This window comes from Pseudomonas sp. FBCC-B545 (assembly GCF_059134095.1).
The window spans coordinates 581,062-601,311 of record NZ_CP101441.1 but is presented as its reverse complement, the minus strand read 5'-3'; the positions used below and the strand labels follow the sequence as shown (position 1 = coordinate 601,311).

The window sequence follows — 20,250 nt, the reverse complement described above, 5'->3', positions numbered from 1 at the left end:
TCCAGAAGTTTTGCTAGTGTTTGAGTTCCGATACAAAAACAACCAAATGGAACCTTGCATGTTCAGACCAGCATTTTTCGCGCCCCTTGCCAGCTGTCTCTTGTCACTGGCATGCGCCCAGGCGTTCGCAGCGCCGTCACCGTATTCAACGATGGTGGTTTTTGGTGACAGCCTGGCCGATGCGGGCCAGTTTCCCGATGGCTCGAATGGCTCCACGCTACGCTTTACCAACCGCACAGGCCCGACATTCCAGGGTGAATACGGCCTGGTTTCATCGACCCTGTTGGGCGCGAAACTGGGAGTAGCCCCCAACGACTTGAACGCCTCCACCTCACCGGTTCGCGCAGCCCAGGGGTTGCCAGATGGCAACAACTGGGCCGTCGGTGGCTACCGTACCGACGATATCCTCGACTCCATTACCTCGGTTTCAGATGCCGCCATCCCACCCGGCAACCCTGGTGCGGGTACAGTTTTGCGCAGCCGCCAGGGATATCTGCCAGCCAACGGCGGACGGGCCGACCCCAATGCACTGTACTTTCTCTCCGGCGGCGGCAATGACTTCCTCCAAGGTCGCGTACTGAGCCCCGAGCAAGCGGTCGCCGCCGGCGGGCGCCTGGCTGACAGCGCCCAGGCGCTGCAACAAGCCGGTGCGCGTTACATCATGGTGTGGATGTTGCCCGACCTTGGGTTGACACCCGCCATCAATGGCACCCCGCAGCAGGCCGCAACCTCGGCCCTGAGCACTATATTCAACCAGTCATTGGTCCAGCGCCTGTCGTACGTCGACGCCCAGGTTATCCCTTTGAATATCCCGTTGTTGCTGAAGGAAGCCTTCGCCGATCCAGCGCGCTTCGGCCTGGCCACTGGGCAGAATCTGACCGGTACCTGTTTCAGCGGAAACAGTTGTACCGCCAACCCAACCTATGGCATCGGCGGCACCAACCCGGACCCGACCAAGCTGATCTACAACGACTCGGTCCACCCCACGGTGGCGGGACAACGGTTGATTGCCGACTATGCCTATTCACTGCTGGCGGCGCCCTGGGAGCTGACCTTACTGCCGGAAATGGCCCAAGGCACATTGCGCGCCCACCAGGACGAGCTACGCAATCAATGGCAAGCAGACAACGGCAACTGGCAAGCCGTCGGTCAATGGCGTGCAATCGTGGCCGGCGGTGGGCAGCGTCTGGATTTCGACGACCAGAGCAGTTCGGCCAGTGGCGACGGCAGCGGCTACAACCTGAATATCGGCGGCAGCTACCGGCTCGATGAAAACTGGCGCGTAGGGGTTGCCGCCGGCCTGTATCGACAGACACTGGAAGCTGGCACCAACGATTCGGACTACAAGCTCAACAGCTACATGGGCACGGCCTTCGCTCAATACCAGCAAAATCAATGGTGGGCCGATGCCGCCGTGACCGGCGGCAAACTGGACTTCGACAGCCTCAAGCGCAAGTTCGCCCTGGGCGTGAACGAAGCGTCCGAAAAAGGCGATACCGATGGCTGGCTCTGGGCCTTTAGCGGCCGGCTGGGCTACGACCTTGCTGCACCGGGCAGCGACTGGCACCTGTCGCCGTTCATCAGCGCCGATTATGCACGCGTCGAAGTGAATGGTTATTCGGAAAAAAACAGTCGCTCCACCGCACTGACCTTCGATGATCAACAACGCGACTCCAAGCGTCTTGGCGTCGGCCTGCAGGGCAGCTACCGCATCACACCGCAAACCCAGGTGTTCGGCGAAGTGGCTCACGAACACGAGTTCGAAAATGACACACAGAAGGTGAATATTTCGCTCAACAGCGTACAGGGAATCGACTTCAAGCTGGACGGGTATACGCCTCGCAGCAACTCTGACCGCTTGAGCCTGGGTGTCAGCCACAAGCTGACTCAGGACCTGGCGTTGCGGGCGGCGTATAACCTCAGGAAGGATGACAATTTGACCCAGCAAGGGGTCAATGTCGGGGTCAGTCTGGATTTCTAAATACTGCACAAAACAAATGTGGGAGCTGGCTTGCCTGCGATGGCGGTAGATCGGTCACTGAATATCTCGAGTGACACACCGCCATCGCGGGCAAGCCCGCTCCCACATTTTTTATTTCAGCTTTAGTCTTGCGGAGTTTGCTCTGCCAGCGCCACGGCACGGAACATCGCCCGGCGCTTGTTCAGGGTTTCTTCCCATTCAAGGGCCGGCACCGAGTCAGCCACAATCCCTCCTCCGGCCTGCACATGCAGCTCGCCGTCCTTGATCACCGCGGTGCGGATCGCAATCGCAGTGTCCATATTGCCGTTCCAGGCAAAATACCCCACGGCACCGCCATAGACACCACGCTTGACCGGCTCCAGTTCATCGATGATTTCCATGGCGCGGATCTTCGGCGCACCCGACAGCGTGCCCGCCGGCAAGATCGCCCGCAACGCATCCATCGCCGTCAATCCGGCTTTCAGTTCGCCGGTGACGTTGGACACGATATGCATCACGTTGGAATAGCGCTCGATGACCATCTTCTCGGTCAGTTTCACCGAGCCGATTTCAGAGACACGCCCGGTGTCGTTGCGGCCCAGGTCGATCAGCATCAGGTGCTCGGCGATTTCCTTATCGTCGCTGAGCAGGTCTTCTTCCAGCGCCACATCCGCCTCTTCGGTCGCGCCGCGCGGGCGAGTACCGGCGATCGGGCGAACGGTGATCAGGTTGTCTTCGACACGTACCAGCACTTCCGGCGAACTGCCTACGACATGGAAGTCGCCAAAATTGAAGAAGTACATGTAGGGGGTCGGATTGAAGCAACGCAGCGCCCGGTACAGGTCAATCGGCGCAGCCTTGAAGTCGATGGACATACGTTGCGACGGCACCACCTGCATGCAGTCACCGGCAAGGATATATTCCTTGATGGTGTCGACCGCACGCTCGTAGTCGGCCTGGGTAAAGCTGGAACGGAACACCGGGTCGGCCGCCGGTGGTCGGCTGAGGTCCAGGCCGCGACGCGGGGTGATCGGCCGGCGCAGTTTTTCCAGCAACGCTTCAAGGCTGGCCTGGCCTTGCTCGAAGGCGGCCTCTTGGGCAGGGTCGGCGAGAACAATCGCATGCATCTTGCCGGCAAGGTTGTCGAACACCACCACCGCGTCGGACACCATCAGCAAAATGTCCGGTACACCCAAAGGGTCCGGATTCGGACATTTCCCCAGGCGCTTTTCTACATAACGCACGCAGTCGTAGCCGAAATACCCCACCAAGCCACCGTTGAAACGCGGCAGGCCAGGAATAGTTGGCACGTTGTAGCGTGCCTTGAAGGTTTCGACAAAGGCCAGCGGGTCTTCTACGTCATGGCTTTCGATCTCGACGCCGTCATGGGTGATGCTCACATGATGGTCGTGTACCCGCAACACGGTGCGGCATGGCAGGCCGATGATCGAGTAACGGCCCCACTTCTCGCCGCCCTGTACCGACTCGAGCAGGTAGGAATTGGGCTCGTCGGCCAGTTTCAGGTAGATCGACAGTGGCGTATCGAAGTCGGCCAGGGTTTCGCAGGCCAGGGGAATACGGTTATAGCCGGCAGCGGCCAAACGCAGGAATTCTTCACGGATCATGGGGTGCCTCGTGGCATGAGGGACAAACGGTCAGGTAGGCAAACGTGCCGCAGCGCGGCGAGGATCAGTCAGGCGCGCCAACGCCAGCGGGCCAGGGCCTTGATGACTTTCATCCAGAGTTTGCGAGTGACCACCACGATGACGTTTCCAGAAGGGGACGGATCAATGTCGGGCAACGTTATCTCAGCGCCCGCTTCCAGGCAACCGGGGATTAACAGTCGCAGGTCGTCAATCACCAGGGCCGGCGATTCTTCTGCAATCGGCCGCCCATGGTTGTAGCCGTAGCTCAGGGCCACGCACTTGACTCCGGCGGCCTTTGCCGCCAGCACATCGCTGCGCGAATCGCCGACAAACAATGATTGGGACGCGGGGATATTGGCCATTTTCATCACGAAGAACAGCGCAGCCGGGTCAGGCTTCTTCTGCGGCAAGGTGTCGCCACCGATGATCCAGCGGAAATAACGACCGATCTTCATCTGGTCCAACAAGGGTGCGACAAAACGCTCCGGCTTGTTGGTGATCAAGGCCATTTCCACACCCTGCTTGCTCAACCATTTGAGCGTGTCACGTACACCGGGGTAGACAACGGTGAGCTCATGGCCATTTTCATAGGCCACATTGAACAACTCCAGGGCATGTTCGGCCTCGACGTCATCCACGCCTTCGGCGTAGATATGGTTGGCAAGGGCCCGGCGCACCAGCATCTGCACACCGTTGCCCACCCATTCACGCACCGATTCGACCCCCGCCGGCTTGCGTCCCAGCTTGAGCAGCATCTCATCCACCGCCGCCGCCAGGTCGGGCACCGAATCGATCAAGGTACCGTCCAGATCGAACATCACCAGCCGTGGCAGTTTGCCGGGGAACAACTGCTCAAAGCCGCTCATGGACGCGCCAGCGCCAGTTCGGCGCGCATTTTGTCGATGACGGCCTGGTAGTCCGGGGCGTTGAAGATTGCTGAGCCAGCCACGAAGGTATCAGCGCCAGCAGCAGCGATCTCACGGATGTTGTTGACGTTAACCCCACCGTCGATTTCCAGGCGGATATCGCGGCCGGACGCATCGATCAGTGCGCGAGCTTCGCGCAGCTTGTTCAGGGTGCCCGGGATGAACTTCTGTCCGCCGAAGCCTGGGTTGACGCTCATCAGCAAGACCATGTCGACCTTGTCCATCACGTACTCAAGCACGCTCAGCGGGGTGGCCGGATTGAACACCAGACCGGCCTTGCAGCCGCCTTCATGGATCAGTTGCAGGGTACGGTCGACATGCAACGATGCCTCCGGGTGGAAGGTGATGTAGGTCGCGCCGGCCTCAACGAAGTCGCCGATGATGCGGTCCACCGGGCTGACCATCAGGTGCGCGTCGATCGGTGCGGTGATGCCGTACTTGCGCAGCGCGGCGCAGACCATCGGGCCGATGGTCAGGTTGGGCACGTAGTGATTGTCCATGACATCGAAGTGCACGAAGTCGGCGCCGGCGGCCAACACTTTGTCCACTTCTTCACCCAGGCGGGCGAAGTCGGCGGAGAGAATCGATGGAGCGATGACGAAGGGCTGCATGACGCACCTTTTTGAGCTAAATCACGATGGCGCGCATTGTATACCTCATGCTTTGCTGCGCGCACGGTGACCTATCTCAATGGTTAATAAGCCGCTCGGTAGATTTTCTCGATATCCGCCGCGCTGAGCTGACGCGGATTATTGCGCATCAGGCGCTCGATACCTGCCGCCTCCGTGGCCATGGACGCAATGGCATCCTCGGGCACTCCGAAACTGCGCAGCCCCGCCGGGATCTCCACTGCGGCACACAAGCGCGTCATGGCCTCCACGGCACGGTCGGCAGCATCGTTGACACTCAAACCGGCCACGTTCACACCCATGGCCTGAGCAATATCCTGCATTCGTTCAACACATGCCAATTTGTTCCAATGCATCACATAGGGCAGCAGCAGCGCATTGCTCACACCATGGGCGATATTGAAGCGCCCACCCAGCGGATACGCCAGCGCATGCACGGCGCCGACCCCAGCGTTACCAAAGGCCATGCCGGCCATGAGGCTGGCGGTGGCCATGTCGTCACGGGCCTGCAGATTGGCCGGGTTGGCGTAAGCCTTGGGCAGCGCGCGGGCAATCAACTTGATCGCACCGATGGCCAGGGCGTCGGTAATCGGTGAGGCATTCAGTGACAGGTAGGATTCGATGGCATGCACCAAGGCATCCACACCACTGGCGGCAGTGACGCTGCGCGGGCAGGTCAGGGTCATTTGCGGGCTGATCAGCGCCACATCCGGCAGCAGGTAGTCGCTGACGATGCCTTTTTTCAGCTGTGCGGCCTTGTCGGAGAGGATCGCCACATTGGTCACTTCCGAGCCGGTGCCGGCCGTGGTGGGGATGGCGATCAGCGGCGGGCCCTTACGCGGCACCTGGTCGACGCCGAACAAGTCCGCCAGCGCGCCGTGGTAGCCGGCATAGGCTGCCACGCTCTTGGCAATATCAATGGCACTGCCGCCGCCCACGCCAATAAGACCGTCATGCCCACCCTCGCGATACGCACGCATGCAGTCTTCGACGATGGCGATTTCCGGGTCAGGCAGCACACGATCAAAAATTTCGTAGGCGCGATCACCCAGGTGCTCCAGGGCCAACGCTACGGTGCCGGACTTGACCAGCGCGGCATCGGTGACGATCAGCGGGTTATCGACATCCAGGCGCGTGAGCTCAGCGGCCAGTTGTTCAATGGCGCCCGCGCCGGTCAGCAGTTTGTGGGCGATCTTGAATGAGGAAGTACTCATGTGCGCGGCCTCTTATTAATGTTGGGCTGGCACAAGAATAGCTGCCCACAGGATGTTGTCTGCCATTCATTGGCTGAATGGTCAGAGGGCTCAGACGACGCCCTACCCTTCAAGGCAAACTACAAACAGCCGATAACGAGTTGAACGCGAAAACCACTCCTCACGCCACTGACAAATACCGACCAACCCATTAGGCTGCTGGAATCACTTCTGGCCGGGAATTAACGATGCTTTTTCCTCACCACTCGGCACTGTCAGCATTGTGCCTATCGCTACTATTGACCAGCGCCCCGCCCGTGCAGGCCGCCGAAGCGCCAGCGCCTGCAGACGAAAAACCGGTTGAACGCCACCCCCTGCCCGAGCGTAGCCAGGCAGAAGCCAGCGCGCTCGAACGGCAGGTGCCGCCACAGGAACAACAACAGTTGCAGGCTGGCAGCGATTCGTTTTTGGCACTCTGGAAACCTGCCAACAGTGCCGAAGCTGAAGGTGTGGTGATTATTGTGCCAGGGGCCGGAGAGAACGCTGACTGGCCGCAAGCCATCGCCCCCTTGCGGAGCAAGTTACCAGACGCCCACTGGGGTACCCTGAGCCTGTCGTTGCCGGACGTGAATGTGGACACTCTGCCGCCACGCGTCATCGAGCCGCCCAAGGCTGCGGTCGATACCAGCAGCAAGGAGGGCAGCACGGCGGCCAAACCCGTCGAACAGGCCGCCAGCGCCGAGGCCGAAGGTACTGACCCGGCGGTGGTACCGGGCGCGGATGAACAGGACAAGACCGACGCCAAGCGCATCTTCGACCGTATCGATGCCGCCGTCGCCTTTGCCCAGACCCAGAGCGCCCGCAGCGTGGTCTTGCTCGGCCATGGCACCGGCGCCTGGTGGGCGGCACGTTACCTGGGCGAGAAACAGCCCTCGCAGGTGCAGAAATTGGTCATGGTGGCCGGAAAGACGCCCGCCGCCCGTCAACCAGACCTGCAACAACTGGCGCCGAGCTTGAAAGTGCCTACGGCGGATGTGTTCTATCAAGATGGCGCCCAGGAACGCAAAAACGCCCAGGAACGCATTCAGGCCGCCAAACGCTCGAAAAATGACGCCTATAAGCAGGTATCACTCACGGCTTTGCCCGGCAATAGCGCAGCAGAGCAGGAACAGTTGTATCGGCGGGTTCGTGGGTGGCTGAGCCCGCAGGCCGGCGCCGACTGATCACAAATTCGAAATCAATATAGACCAATGTGGGAGGGGGCTTGCTCCCGATAGCGGTGTATCAGTCAACATATTCATTGGCTGACAGCTCGCAATCGGGGGCAAGCCCCCTCCCACATTAGCTGGGGTTTTCAGGCCAATCGCCTCAGCGAAAATCCCGCCGCTCGCGAATCAACGCATAGGCGTTATGCAGCTCCCGGGTGCGCTCCGTCGCCTCCCGTACCTGCGCGGGGCTGGCACCGCTGCCAGCGATCTTGTCCGGATGGTGACGGCTGAGCAGGCGGCGGTAGGCGCGCTTGATCACTGAAGGTTCGGTAGTTGCCGTCACGCCTAGAATCCGCAACGCCTCCTGATAAGCCCCGCCACGACTCGCCAATGGCTTACGCTCCGGCGCGTAATCGACTGCCAGCGCCTGGAGTTGTTGCGGTGTCCAGCCCAGCCACTTGCCCCACTGGTCGATCAGGTCGCGCTCGGCATCATCCGCCCGGCCGTCCGCCCAGGCCATGCGCCAACAAGCACGCAAGACGCCTTCCGCCGCATGGGGCTGGGCCTTGAGTACACGTAGGTAGCTGCGTACACGGACACTGCCGGATTTACCACGGTTGAATGCCATGATGGCGCGGCGCTGGGCCGGCTCGCTCATGTCCAACGAACGCATTTCCTGACGCGCCTGCTGGATATGCCCATCGACAACCCGTCCATTACTCTTGGCCAGCCGCCCCAACAGCACAAACAACAATTCGTCGTTGCGCAATGCCGGCCGCCCGCCCAGGCGTTCGCGCAACTGCGCCCAACTGTGCAGCTGCAGGCGACGATCCAATGCCTGCCCCAGCAATGCACCCAACAATGCCCCCGGGATACTGGCAATGGCAAAGCCAGCCCCGGCGCCAATCAGCGTCCCTGGCCACAACATCCTACTGCCCCGCTGTCAGCAGAGTTTCGACCTGTGCCAGGCGCTCCAACGTGCCGACATCAATCCAACGTCCTGTCATGTGTTCTCCCGTTACCAGCCCTTTAGCCATGGCCGCCCGCAACAGCGGGGCCAGCTTGAAGGCACCCGCGCTGCAACCCGCGAACAATTGAGGGTCTAGCACTGATATGCCACTGAAGGTCAGGTTATCGGCACCGGGCGCCGCATCATGAAGCACACCATGATCCAGACGGAAATCACCTGCGGAGGGGTGATGCGCCGGGTTGTCGACCATCACCAGATGCGCCAGGCCCTTGAGCGGTTGCTTGAGCCGGGCGAAATCGTAGTCGGTCCAGATATCGCCATTGACCACCAGGAACGGCTCATCCCCCAGTAACGGGAGGGCCTGGAAAATCCCGCCGCCGGTTTCCAGCGGTTCGCCCTCCGGTGAATAGCGGATGCGCAGGCCGAACTGCGCACCATCGCCCAGGTAACTCTCGATCTGTTGACCGAGCCAGGCGTGGTTGATCACGATATCGGTGAAGCCGGCCTTGGTCAGCGCTTCCAGGTGATATTCGATCAGGCGCTTGCCACCGGCCTGCACCAGCGGCTTGGGCGTATGCAGCGTGAGCGGACGCATCCGCTCGCCTTTGCCCGCCGCCAGGATCATGGCCTTCATACGCTCGCCTCGGCGGGTTGGCGAAGGCTGGCAAGCAGCTCGCCCAGTTCGCTCAACTCAGGCCGGTCGGCGAGCACGGCGTCTATATAAGCGAAGAAGCGCGGCACGTCCGCCAGGTAGCGTGGCTTACCGTCGCGGTGGCAAATGCGCGAAAAGATGCCGATAACCTTGAGGTGGCGCTGCACGCCCATCAGGTCGCTGGCACGCAGGAAATCTTCAAAGTCATCCTGTACGGGAATCCCCAGCTGCCCGGCGCGTTGCCAATAGCCACGCTGCCATTCTCTCACTCGGGCCTGGGGCCAGCTGAGGAAGGCGTCCTTGAACAGGCAGGTAATGTCGTAGGTTACCGGGCCGTAGACCGCGTCCTGGAAATCCAGCACGCCAGGGCTGGGCTCGCTGATCATCAGGTTGCGCGGCATATAGTCGCGATGCACCAGCACCTTGGGCTGCGCCAGGGCACTGTCGATCAACTGCTCGCTGACACGCTGCCAGAGGGCCTGTTGCTCGGTGTCAAAGTCGATTCCCAAGTGTCGGCGTACGTACCACTCCGGGAACAATTCCAGCTCGCGGCGCAACAAGGCCATGTCGTAGCTGGGCAGTGGCTGGTCCATCGGCAGTTGCTGAAACGCCAGCAGCGCATCGATGGCATCGGCAAATAACTGATCGGCGTTTTCACCGTCAATCACGTCCAGATAGGTTTTTCTGCCCAGGTCATTAAGCAAAAGAAAGCCACGGGGCAAATCTTCTGCATAAATTTTCGGCACATTTATTCCCGATTTCGCCAGCAGATGCGCGATATCGACGAAAGGTTTGCAGTTTTCCTGGGGAGGTGGCGCGTCCATGACAACGAACGTATGGTCACCGCCCTCCCAGCGGAAGTAACGCCTGAAACTCGCGTCACTGCTGGCCGCGGTCAATGTGGCCGGGGGCACGGCGCCCCAGTCCTGAGCGTTGAATAGGATTGGCAACTGCTCATCCAGCCAGACTTCCAGCTGTTGTAAACGTAGATCTTGCTCGGGCATTACAGAGGTCTCCGACGGCGCTAGCCGTCAAGCGGGGCATGCTTTATTATCACGCATCTTTTTCAGACCATCGAGAGGCGTGCGGCCCAAACCGCGGGCAGATGGCACGCAGGAAGCCCGGACTAATAAGATGGCATTGAAATCCCCCGCGTTTCGTAGAAAATTTCCGTTGCTGGTAACCGGCAGTCTGCTGGCCATGCAACCTTTCGCCACTTCACACGTGGTCGCCGCTGAGCAGTATGACTGCTCGGTCTCCGCTTCGGGTGCCTGGGATTGTGCGCCGAAGACCGCCGCCGCCCCGCTGCCGCCGCGTCCGGTACATGACGGTTCCGCCGTCAGCTCGGCCAACGGCACGCCGCAAGGCGAAGCCGGCGGCAAGGTCGACGCCGAGCCGAAGACCATGCTGGTCACCGAAGCCAAGGGCCGTGGCCTGCGTTCGCGCAGCGCCGACTACAGCCACCTGGACTGGGTGCCTCGCGAGAAGCTGACCGCAGCGCAGCTGGCCGAAACCGGTCCTTACTGCAGTGGTGCCTACATCGAGCCTGTTCGTCCTGGCATGAACGACAAGACGAACAAGAGCGATGCGCCGACCTTCATCGGCGCCAAGGCCTCTCGTTACGAGCAGGAGCAGCAGGTTGCGACCCTGGCCGGTGACGTGGTCATGCGCCAGGGCAGCATGCAGCTGGAGTCGGACGAAGCCAGCCTGTACCAGGCCGAGAACCGTGGCGAGCTGAACGGCAAGGTGCGTCTGCGCGACAACGGCGCACTGATCGTCGGCGACCATGCCGAAGTGCAGCTGGACACCGGCGCCGCCCAGATCGACAACGCCGAATACGTGATGCACAAGTCACGCATCCGCGGTAACGCGCTGTACGCCAAGCGTGCCGAGAACGCGATCATCCGTCTCAAGGACGGTACGTACACCACCTGCGAGCCAGACAGCAACGCCTGGCAGCTCAAGGGCAACAACATCACGTTGAACCCGGCCACCGGTTTCGGTACAGCCACCAACGCGACGTTGCGGGTCAAGAACATCCCGATCCTGTACACCCCTTACATCTACTTCCCGATCGACGACCGTCGTCAATCCGGCTTCCTGCCGCCGAGCTTCAGCACCGGTGGCGAGACGGGCTTCACCCTGGTGACGCCGTACTACTTCAACCTGGCGCCGAACTATGACGCTACGTTGTACCCGCAATACATGACCAAGCGCGGCTTGTTGATGGAAGGCGAATTCCGCTACCTGACCAAGTCCAGTGAAGGGCAGTTTGGTGGGGCGTATCTCAACGACGACAACGACGAGCGAAGCAAGCAGACCGACTCCGAAAAAACCCGTTATATGCTCAATTGGCAGCATCGGGGTGGGCTGGATTCACGCTTGTCGACACTGGTTGATTACACCAAGATCAGCGATCCGTTCTACTTCCAGGACTTGAAGTCCTATCAGGAAGGCGTTCAGAGCCAGGACTTCCTGAATCAGCAAGGTGCTTTGACCTATCGCGGGGACTCCTATCAGGCCCGTCTGAATGTCCAGTCGATGCAATTGGCGACGATTTCCCAGATCACTCCGTATGATCGACTACCGCAAATTACATTTAACGGTACCCTCCCGTTTCAACCAGCTGGGCTGAACTTCTCTTATGAGACCGAAGCAGTAAGGTTCGATCGTGACTTGCGCAGCGGTAGAGTTCGCGACCAAGATGGTGGCCCGTTTAATGCGGATGGCACCATCGGCGAGAGACGCCTGGATGAAAACGTGACAGGTCTGACCCGTGCAAACGGTACCCGTCTCAACGTTGCGCCAGCCGTCTCGTACCCGATGAACTGGAGCTACGGCTTTATCACGCCGAAGTTGAAGTACGTCTATACCAAATATGACCTGGATCTAGATGGTAAAGGCAAGGACCAAATGGCCCTGGCCGGCCAGACGTTTAACAGCTCGCAAGATCGCTCTGTGCCTATCGCCAGCATCGACAGCGGCCTGTATTTCGACCGCACGACCAATTGGTTCGGCAAAGACTACAACCAGACACTCGAACCTCGCGCGTTCTACCTCTATGTGCCGAACAAAGACCAAAGTGACATTCCGGTCTTCGACACCAGCGAAAACTCTTTCAGCTACTCCTCGCTATTCCGCGATAACCGCTTCAGCGGTTCCGATCGCATCGGTGACGAGAACAAGCTGTCCTTCGGCCTTACCAGCCGTTGGATCGAAGAAAATGGCTTCGAACGTCAGCGTGCATCCATCGGTCAAGCGGTGTACTTCAAGGACCGTGAAGTTCAATTGCCAGGCGTTGATGCCAAGACGCGCGATGATGCGCACTCCAATGTTTCTCCAATCGCATTGGAATACGAGTTTCGCTTCAACCGCGACTGGCGCGCAACTGCCGACTACAACTGGGATACCGATAGCCATAGCCCTCGCTCCGGCAGCGCAATGTTCCACTACCAGCCGGAAGACAACCCGAACAAGGTGGTCAACCTCGGCTACCGCTATCGTAACGACCAAGTGGTCTACAACCAGCTGACCGGCAAATGGCAGTTTGGTGGTGACTTCGGCCAGGAAGGTGATCCAAACTTCGTGAAGGATTACTACAAAATCCAGCAACACGACTTCTCGATGATGTGGCCGATCGTTCCGCAGTGGAACCTGATCACCCGCTGGCAGTATGACTATGCCCGCAACCGCACCCTGGAAGCCTTCGGCGGTTTCGAATACGACAACTGCTGCTGGAAACTGCGCGTCATCAACCGCTACTGGGTTTCCAACGACGAATACAGCCAGATCGCCCCGCAGAACGAAAAGGGTGACCACGGGCTCTTCCTCCAGATCGTCCTTAAAGGACTCGGCGGCCTGACCGGCGCCAAGGTAGAGAGCTTCCTCGACAAAGGCATTGAAGGTTATCGTGAACGTGAAGACAAAGCTTTCTGAGTGTTTGCGCCCGCTAGTGCTGGGCGCGCTGTTCCTGGGTACTGTGACGGCACACGCCGCGGTCCAACAGCTGGATAAAGTAGCGGCCATCGTCGACAACGACGTGATCATGCAGAGCCAGTTGGACCAACGGGTCAAGGAAGTACAGCAAACCATCGCCAAGCGTGGCGGTGGCGTGCCACCGACCAGTGTCCTGGAACCCCAGGTGCTGGAGCGTCTGATCGTCGAAAACCTGCAATTGCAGATCGGCGAACGCTCCGGTATCCGAATCTCGGATGAAGAACTGAACCAGGCCGTCGGCACCATCGCTCAACGCAACAACATGAGCATCGATCAGTTCCGCGCCGCCCTGGCTCACGACGGGTTGTCCTATGAGGACGCCCGTGAGCAAATCAAGCGCGAGATGATCATCAGCCGTGTGCGCCAGCGCCGCGTGGCCGAACGAGTCCAGGTGTCCGAACAGGAAGTGAAGAACTTCCTGGCCTCGGACCTTGGCAAGATGCAGCTCTCCGAAGAACTGCACCTGGCCAATATCCTGATCCCGACGCCAGACAGCGCCAGCGCCGAGCAACTCAACGCCGCAGCCGCCAAGACTCAAGCGGTATACGACCGTCTGAAGGCCGGTGCTGACTTTGCCCAGACCGCGATCGCCGTCTCCGGCAGCGATAACGCGCTGGACGGCGGTGACATGGGCTGGCGTAAGGCCGCGCAACTGCCACCTCCGTTCGACCGTGAACTGAGCGCCATGAACGTGGGTGACATCACCCAACCGGCACGTACGCCAGGCGGTTTCATTATCCTCAAGCTGCTGGGCAAGCGCGGCGGCGAGACCTCGCTGAAAGACGAAGTACATGTTCGTCATATCCTGGTTAAACCAAGCGAAATCCGCACCGAGGCACAAACCAAGGAACTGGCGCAGAAGATCTACGACCGCATCGAAAACGGTGAAGACTTCGCCACCCTGGCCAAAAGTTTCTCGGAAGATCCAGGTTCTGCCCTCAACGGCGGCGACTTGAACTGGATCGACCCAAAAGCCCTGGTACCAGAGTTCCAACAGGTCATGGCCGACACCCCGCAAGGCGTGTTGTCCAAACCGTTCAAGACCCAATACGGCTGGCATGTGCTGGAAGTCCTTGGCCGTCGCGCCACGGACAACACCAACCAGGCCCGCGAGCAGCAAGCCCTGACCGTACTGCGTAACCGCAAGTACGACGAAGAGCTGCAAACCTGGCTGCGTCAGATCCGTGACGAAGCTTATGTAGAAAACAAGCTGCCAGGCGCCGAGCAAACAGGCACCGACCAGGCCACCCAGTGAAACCCCAGCGTTTCGCGGTGACACCCGGCGAGCCGGCAGGCATTGGTCCAGACCTTTGCCTGTTGCTTGCCTCGCAACTCCAGCCACACCCCCTGATTGCCATCACCAGCCGCGACCTGCTCCTCGAGCGGGCCGCGCAACTGGGTGTGGCTGTCACCCTGCTGGACGTAGCGCCGGGCAACTGGCCTGACCTGCCGGCGCCTGCAGGCAGCCTGTATGTGTGGGATACCCCGCTGCACGCCAAGGTTGTTGCCGGGCAACTGGACAAGGCCAATGCGGCGTTTGTGCTGGAAACCCTGACCCGTGCGGGCCAAGGCTGTATCGACGGTGACTTCGCCGGCATGATCACCGCTCCGGTACACAAAGGCGTGATTAACGAATCCGGCATCGCCTTCTCCGGCCATACCGAATTCCTCGCCGAGCTGACCCACACCGCTCAAGTAGTCATGATGCTCGCCACCCACGGCCTGCGCGTCGCCTTGGTGACGACTCATCTGCCGCTGCGTGAAATCGCCGACGCCATTACCGCCGAGCGCCTCGAGCGTGTCACGCGCATCCTGCACGCCGACCTGCAACAGAAATTCGGCATTGCCCAACCGCGTATCCTGGTCTGCGGGCTCAACCCCCACGCCGGTGAGGGCGGTCACTTGGGCCATGAAGAAATCGACATCATTGAACCGACATTAGAGCGCCTGCGCCAAGAAGGCATGGACCTGCGCGGTCCACTGCCCGCAGACACTCTGTTTACCCCCAAATATCTGGAGCACTGCGACGCAGTGCTGGCGATGTACCATGACCAGGGGCTGCCCGTGCTGAAATACAAAGGCTTCGGCGCCGCAGTCAACGTGACGCTGGGCCTGCCGATCATCCGCACCTCCGTCGACCATGGCACCGCCCTGGACCTGGCGGGCAGCGGCAAGATCGATACCGGCAGCCTGCACGTGGCCCTGGAAACCGCCTATCAGATGGCCGAGACCCGTATATGACTGAGCATTACCAACACCGGGCGCGCAAGCGCTTCGGGCAGAACTTCCTGCACGACGCTGGCGTGATCGACCGCATCCTGCGCTCCATCCATGCCAAACCCGAGGACCGCCTGCTGGAAATCGGCCCGGGCCAGGGCGCGCTGACCCAGGGCTTACTCGCCAGTGGCGGGCAACTGGACGTGGTAGAGCTGGACAAGGACCTGATCCCGATCCTCAACCAGCAGTTCGCCGGCAAGCCCAACTTCAACCTGCACCAGGGCGACGCACTGAAGTTCGATTTCAACAGCCTCAACGCCGCGCCCAATAGCCTGCGGGTAGTGGGTAACCTGCCATACAACATCTCCACGCCGCTGATTTTCCACCTGCTGAACAACGCCGGGATCATCCGCGACATGCACTTCATGCTGCAAAAAGAAGTGGTGGAACGCCTGGCTGCCGGGCCTGGCGGCGGCGATTGGGGCCGGTTGTCGATCATGGTCCAGTACCATTGTCGTGTGGAGCACCTGTTCAACGTGGGTCCTGGCGCGTTCAACCCGCCGCCCAAGGTCGACTCGGCCATCGTGCGCCTGGTGCCTCACGCCGTGCTGCCACATCCGGCCAAGGACCATAAATTGCTGGAACGGGTGGTACGCGAAGCGTTCAACCAACGTCGCAAGACCCTGCGCAATACCCTCAAGGCCCTGCTGAGCACCGCTGAAATCGAGGCCGCCGGCGTCGATGGCAGCCTGCGCCCCGAGCAGTTGGACCTGGCCGCATTTGTACGCCTGGCCGACCAGCTGGCTATCCAGCCTGCTCCGACGGCGGAATAAGACAAAAGGACAACATGATCCAAATGTGGGAGGGGCTTGCTCCCGATAGCGGAGTATCAGTGGATATATTTTCAACTGACACACCGCTATCGGGAGCAAGCCCCTCCCACATTTTGGATCACGTTATCCCAGACGGCATGTCTGGCCTAGTGCCCACCTGATGGCCTAGACTGAGCCGCATCTGCTGTCCTCCGCTTTTAAGGCCTCTTGCATGTCCGATCCTCGCTACCAGATCGACGTCAGCGTCGTCACCCGCTTCCTGGCGGACCAATCGCAACCTGAACACAACCGTTTCGCCTTTGCCTACACCGTCACAGTGAAAAACAACGGGCTGGTACCGGCCAAGCTGCTGTCACGGCACTGGGTGATCACTGACGGTGATGGCCAGGTCGAGGAAGTGCGCGGCGCCGGCGTGGTGGGCCAGCAACCCTTGATCGACAGCGGTGCCAGCCATACCTATAGCAGTGGCACGGTGATGACCTCCAAAGTCGGCACCATGCAAGGTTCGTATCAAATGAAGGCCACCGATGGCCACTTGTTCGACGCCACCATCAAGCCCTTCCGCCTCGCGGTGCCCGGAGCCCTGCACTGATGGCGACGTACGCGGTCGGTGACCTGCAAGGGTGCCTGGAGCCCCTCAAGTGCCTGCTGGAGCGCGTAGCCTTCGACCCGGCTGAGGATCGCCTGTGGCTGGTGGGGGATTTGGTCAACCGTGGCCCTCAGTCCCTGGAAACCCTGCGCTATCTCTATAACCTGCGTGATTCCCTGGTGTGCGTACTGGGCAACCACGACCTGCACCTGCTGGCCGCCGGCAATAACATCGAGCGTCTGAAAAAGGGCGATACCTTGCGGGAAATCCTTGATGCGCCCGATCGCGTCGAGCTGCTCGACTGGCTGCGTCGCCAAAAAATCATGCATTACGACGAAGGCCGCAACATCGCCCTGGTCCATGCGGGTATCCCGCCCCAATGGACGTTGAAGAAAGCCCTCAAGTGCGCCGCCGAAGTCGAAAGCGCACTGGCTGACGACAACCTGTATACGGCTTACCTCGACGGCATGTACGGCAATGACCCGGTGAAGTGGGACAACGACCTCACCGGCGTGGCCCGCCTGCGTGTGATCACCAACTACTTCACGCGCATGCGTTTCTGCACCGCCGAGGGTAAGCTGGATCTCAAGAGCAAGGAAGGCGCCGACACTGCGCTGCCGGGTTATAAGCCCTGGTTTGCCCACCCGGAACGCAAGACCCGTGACACCCGGATCATCTTCGGTCACTGGGCAGCCCTGGAAGGCAAGTGCGACGAGCCTGGCGTGTTCGCCCTTGACACCGGTTGTGTGTGGGGCGGCGCCATGACCCTGATGAACATCGACACCGGCGAGCGTCATGACTGCCAGTGCCAAGCCCCCCTTCCCATTACCCAGCCGGCCACCGCCAAGCCTTAGGAGCCCGCCATGAGCGAATTCAAACGTATCCCTCCCGAACAAGCCCAGGCCTTGCGCGAGCAAGGTGCAGTGGTGGTTGATATCCGTGACCAGCCGACTTACGCAGCCGCCCACATCAGCGGCGCCCGGCACCTGGATAACGTCAATATCGCCGACTTCATCCGCGCCGCCGACCTTGATGCGCCCCTGATCGTAGCCTGCTACCACGGCAATTCCAGCCAAAGCGCGGCCGCCTACCTGGTCAGCCAGGGCTTCTCCGATGTCTACAGCCTGGACGGCGGCTTTGAGCTGTGGCGTGCGACTTACCCTTCGGAAATTTCCTCAGGCGATTCGCAATAATTTTTTTCACACCCCGCTACCCCGCGTGACGCTTGGGCTTGCGCCGTTTCTGACGAACGGCGCAGCCAAACTAATTGCGCATCACCCCTTTACCTCCCGGATTCCGAACTATCCTTAAGCGCAGGCCATCCGAATCAGGGGAGAGCCGGTACACCGGCGTACGGGTCATCGGTAGCGTTTCAGGGTGTTCTGGGGGGAAAACAGCCATTGGCGTCCGTCAATGACTGCCAGCATCGACTGATTGATCCGGCGTCGGCTCCACGTATCGAGCGAGGTGACGACGTCATGAGTATTTTCAGCCACTTCCAACAACGCTTCGCGTCCACGCAGCAGGAGGAACTCACCCTTCAAGAGTATCTCGAGCTGTGCAAGCAGGACCGCAGCACCTATGCATCTGCGGCCGAGCGCCTGCTACTGGCGATCGGTGAGCCGGAGTTGGTGGAAACCGCCAACAATTCGCGCCTGTCGCGGATATTTTCCAACAAGGTGATCCGCCGCTACCCGGCCTTTGAAGACTTCCATGGCATGGAAGAATGCATCGACCAGATCGTGTCCTACTTCCGCCATGCCGCCCAAGGCCTGGAAGAGAAGAAGCAGATTCTCTACCTGCTCGGCCCCGTCGGTGGCGGTAAGTCGTCCTTGGCCGAAAAACTCAAGCAGTTGATCGAGAAGGTGCCTTTCTACGCGATCAAGGGCTCTCCGGTCTTCGAGTCGCCCCTGGGCCTGTTCAACGCCACAGAAGATGGCGCGATCCTTGAAGAAGACTTCGGTATCCCTCGACGCTATCTCAATACCATCATGTCGCCGTGGGCTACCAAGCGCCTGGCCGAGTTTGGTGGCGATATCAGCCAGTTCCGCGTAGTAAAACTCTACCCGTCGATCCTCAACCAGATCGGCGTGGCCAAGACCGAACCGGGCGACGAGAACAACCAGGATATTTCGGCGCTGGTGGGCAAGGTCGATATCCGCAAACTTGAAGAATTCCCGCAGAACGACGCCGATGCCTACAGCTACTCAGGCGCGCTGTGCAGGGCCAACCAAGGCCTGATGGAGTTTGTGGAAATGTTCAAGGCACCGATCAAGGTGCTCCACCCACTGCTCACCGCGACCCAGGAAGGCAACTACAACAGTACCGAAGGCCTGGGGGCAATTCCCTTCACCGGGATCCTGCTGGCCCACTCCAACGAATCGGAATGGCACACTTTCCGCAACAACAAGAACAACGAAGCCTTCATCGACCGGATCTACATCGTCAAGGTGCCGTATTGCCTGCGGGTCAGCGATGAGATCAAGATCTACGACAAGCTGCTGTTCAACAGCTCCCTGGCCAAGGCCCACTGCGCGCCCGACACCCTGAAGATGCTCGCCCAGTTCACCGTGCTGTCGCGCCTCAAGGAGCCGGAGAACTCGAATATCTATTCGAAAATGCGCGTATACGACGGCGAAAACCTCAAGGACACCGATCCCAAGGCCAAGTCGATCCAGGAATACCGCGACACAGCAGGCGTGGACGAGGGTATGAACGGCCTGTCGACTCGCTTTGCGTTCAAGATCCTGTCCAAGGTCTTCAACTTCGACCCGCATGAGATTGCCGCCAACCCGGTGCACCTGCTCTATGTACTGGAACAGCAGATTGAACAGGAACAGTTCCAGGCCGAAACCCGCGAGCGCTACCTTCGATTCCTCAAGGAATACCTGGCACCGCGCTACATCGAGTTTATCGGCAAGGAAATCCAGACCGCATACCTGGAGTCCTACAGCGAGTACGGCCAGAACATCTTCGACCGCTACGTGCTGTATGCCGATTTCTGGATTCAGGACCAGGAGTACCGCGATCCGGAAACCGGCGAAATCCTCAACCGCGTGGCCCTGAACGAGGAGCTGGAAAAAATCGAGAAACCCGCCGGCATCAGCAATCCGAAGGATTTCCGCAACGAAATCGTCAACTTCGTACTGCGCGCCCGGGCCAACAACAACGGCAAGAACCCTACTTGGCTCAGCTACGAGAAGCTGCGGGTGGTCATCGAGAAGAAAATGTTCTCCAACACCGAGGACCTACTGCCGGTCATCAGCTTCAATGCCAAGGCCAGCAAGGAGGATCAGCAAAAACACAACGACTTCGTTACGCGAATGGTCGAGCGAGGCTACACCGACAAACAGGTACGGCTGCTCTCCGAGTGGTACCTGCGGGTGCGCAAATCGCAGTAAGGCAGCGACAAGTGTGCACTGCCAGGCCAT

General features: G+C 60.0%; 17 protein-coding genes. 10 read left to right on the top strand and 7 right to left on the bottom strand.

The features are described 5' to 3' along the window. Positions 1-58 precede the first annotated feature (58 nt). Complete coding sequence (gene estP / locus NMB39_RS02745) at positions 59-1,981, top strand: esterase EstP (protein ID WP_367236753.1); 1,923 nt, start codon at positions 59-61, stop codon at positions 1,979-1,981. A gap of 122 nt (positions 1,982-2,103) precedes the next feature. On the opposite strand, the gene trpE is transcribed toward estP, so the two are convergent. From trpE to NMB39_RS02725, 4 genes are all read right to left on the bottom strand, one after another. Next, positions 2,104-3,585 carry an anthranilate synthase component I gene (trpE, locus tag NMB39_RS02740; RefSeq protein WP_367236752.1) on the bottom strand — a complete coding sequence of 494 codons (1,482 nt, stop codon included), beginning with the start codon at positions 3,583-3,585 and terminating at the stop codon, positions 2,104-2,106. 68 nt (positions 3,586-3,653) lie between these two features. Next, positions 3,654-4,472, bottom strand: coding sequence for a phosphoglycolate phosphatase (locus tag NMB39_RS02735; RefSeq protein ID WP_494339639.1), 819 nt, complete (start codon positions 4,470-4,472; stop codon positions 3,654-3,656). After that, a complete protein-coding gene (gene rpe, locus NMB39_RS02730) occupies positions 4,469-5,143 on the bottom strand; it encodes a ribulose-phosphate 3-epimerase (protein WP_046069785.1) in 675 nt (224 codons plus the stop codon). Before rpe ends, NMB39_RS02735 begins: the two co-directional genes overlap by 4 nt. 83 nt (positions 5,144-5,226) lie before the next feature. After that, on the bottom strand, positions 5,227-6,375 hold the full coding sequence (locus NMB39_RS02725; protein WP_043051160.1) for an iron-containing alcohol dehydrogenase: 1,149 nt from the start codon (positions 6,373-6,375) through the stop codon (positions 5,227-5,229). Positions 6,376-6,602: 227 nt separating this feature from the next. Here NMB39_RS02725 and NMB39_RS02720 point away from each other — a divergent pair, with 227 nt between their 5' ends. Further along, complete coding sequence (locus NMB39_RS02720) at positions 6,603-7,577, top strand: alpha/beta hydrolase family protein (RefSeq protein ID WP_057022952.1); 975 nt, start codon at positions 6,603-6,605, stop codon at positions 7,575-7,577. A 145-nt stretch (positions 7,578-7,722) separates the two neighbouring features. On the opposite strand, the gene NMB39_RS02715 is transcribed toward NMB39_RS02720, so the two are convergent. Genes NMB39_RS02715 through NMB39_RS02705 form a run of 3 tightly spaced genes read right to left on the bottom strand, consistent with a single transcriptional unit; the run spans position 7,723 to position 10,188 of the window. Continuing rightward, complete coding sequence (locus tag NMB39_RS02715) at positions 7,723-8,490, bottom strand: TerB family tellurite resistance protein (protein ID WP_046069787.1); 768 nt, start codon at positions 8,488-8,490, stop codon at positions 7,723-7,725. A gap of 1 nt (position 8,491) precedes the next feature. Next, entirely contained in the window at positions 8,492-9,166 is a 675-nt protein-coding gene (murU, locus tag NMB39_RS02710; protein WP_057022950.1) for an N-acetylmuramate alpha-1-phosphate uridylyltransferase MurU, read from the bottom strand. Next, positions 9,163-10,188, bottom strand: a complete 1,026-nt coding sequence (locus tag NMB39_RS02705; protein ID WP_367236750.1) for an aminoglycoside phosphotransferase family protein — start codon at positions 10,186-10,188, stop codon at positions 9,163-9,165. Before NMB39_RS02705 ends, murU begins: the two co-directional genes overlap by 4 nt. A 130-nt stretch (positions 10,189-10,318) precedes the next feature. Here NMB39_RS02705 and NMB39_RS02700 point away from each other — a divergent pair, with 130 nt between their 5' ends. The 8 genes from NMB39_RS02700 to NMB39_RS02665 all read left to right on the top strand — a co-directional run bounded on the left by NMB39_RS02700 (position 10,319) and on the right by NMB39_RS02665 (position 20,220). Further along, on the top strand, positions 10,319-13,120 hold the full coding sequence (locus tag NMB39_RS02700) for an LPS-assembly protein LptD (RefSeq protein ID WP_057022948.1): 2,802 nt from the start codon (positions 10,319-10,321) through the stop codon (positions 13,118-13,120). After that, entirely contained in the window at positions 13,101-14,435 is a 1,335-nt protein-coding gene (locus NMB39_RS02695) for a peptidylprolyl isomerase (RefSeq protein WP_138233671.1), read from the top strand. Before NMB39_RS02700 ends, NMB39_RS02695 begins: the two co-directional genes overlap by 20 nt. Further along, entirely contained in the window at positions 14,432-15,421 is a 990-nt protein-coding gene (gene pdxA, locus NMB39_RS02690) for a 4-hydroxythreonine-4-phosphate dehydrogenase PdxA (protein WP_057022946.1), read from the top strand. Before NMB39_RS02695 ends, pdxA begins: the two co-directional genes overlap by 4 nt. After that, positions 15,418-16,230, top strand: a complete 813-nt coding sequence (rsmA, locus tag NMB39_RS02685; protein ID WP_043049711.1) for a 16S rRNA (adenine(1518)-N(6)/adenine(1519)-N(6))-dimethyltransferase RsmA — start codon at positions 15,418-15,420, stop codon at positions 16,228-16,230. The genes pdxA and rsmA overlap by 4 nt, the downstream gene beginning before the upstream one ends. Before the next feature lie 211 nt (positions 16,231-16,441). Beyond that, positions 16,442-16,822 carry a Co2+/Mg2+ efflux facilitator ApaG/CorD gene (gene apaG / locus NMB39_RS02680; RefSeq protein WP_043049712.1) on the top strand — a complete coding sequence of 127 codons (381 nt, stop codon included), beginning with the start codon at positions 16,442-16,444 and terminating at the stop codon, positions 16,820-16,822. Further along, positions 16,822-17,673, top strand: a complete 852-nt coding sequence (locus tag NMB39_RS02675; RefSeq protein ID WP_057022945.1) for a symmetrical bis(5'-nucleosyl)-tetraphosphatase — start codon at positions 16,822-16,824, stop codon at positions 17,671-17,673. The genes apaG and NMB39_RS02675 overlap by 1 nt, the downstream gene beginning before the upstream one ends. A gap of 9 nt (positions 17,674-17,682) precedes the next feature. Continuing rightward, positions 17,683-18,012 carry a thiosulfate sulfurtransferase GlpE gene (gene glpE / locus NMB39_RS02670; RefSeq protein WP_046069794.1) on the top strand — a complete coding sequence of 110 codons (330 nt, stop codon included), beginning with the start codon at positions 17,683-17,685 and terminating at the stop codon, positions 18,010-18,012. Positions 18,013-18,297: 285 nt separating this feature from the next. Next, positions 18,298-20,220 carry a PrkA family serine protein kinase gene (locus NMB39_RS02665; protein ID WP_003194732.1) on the top strand — a complete coding sequence of 641 codons (1,923 nt, stop codon included), beginning with the start codon at positions 18,298-18,300 and terminating at the stop codon, positions 20,218-20,220. Positions 20,221-20,250: the final 30 nt, after the last annotated feature.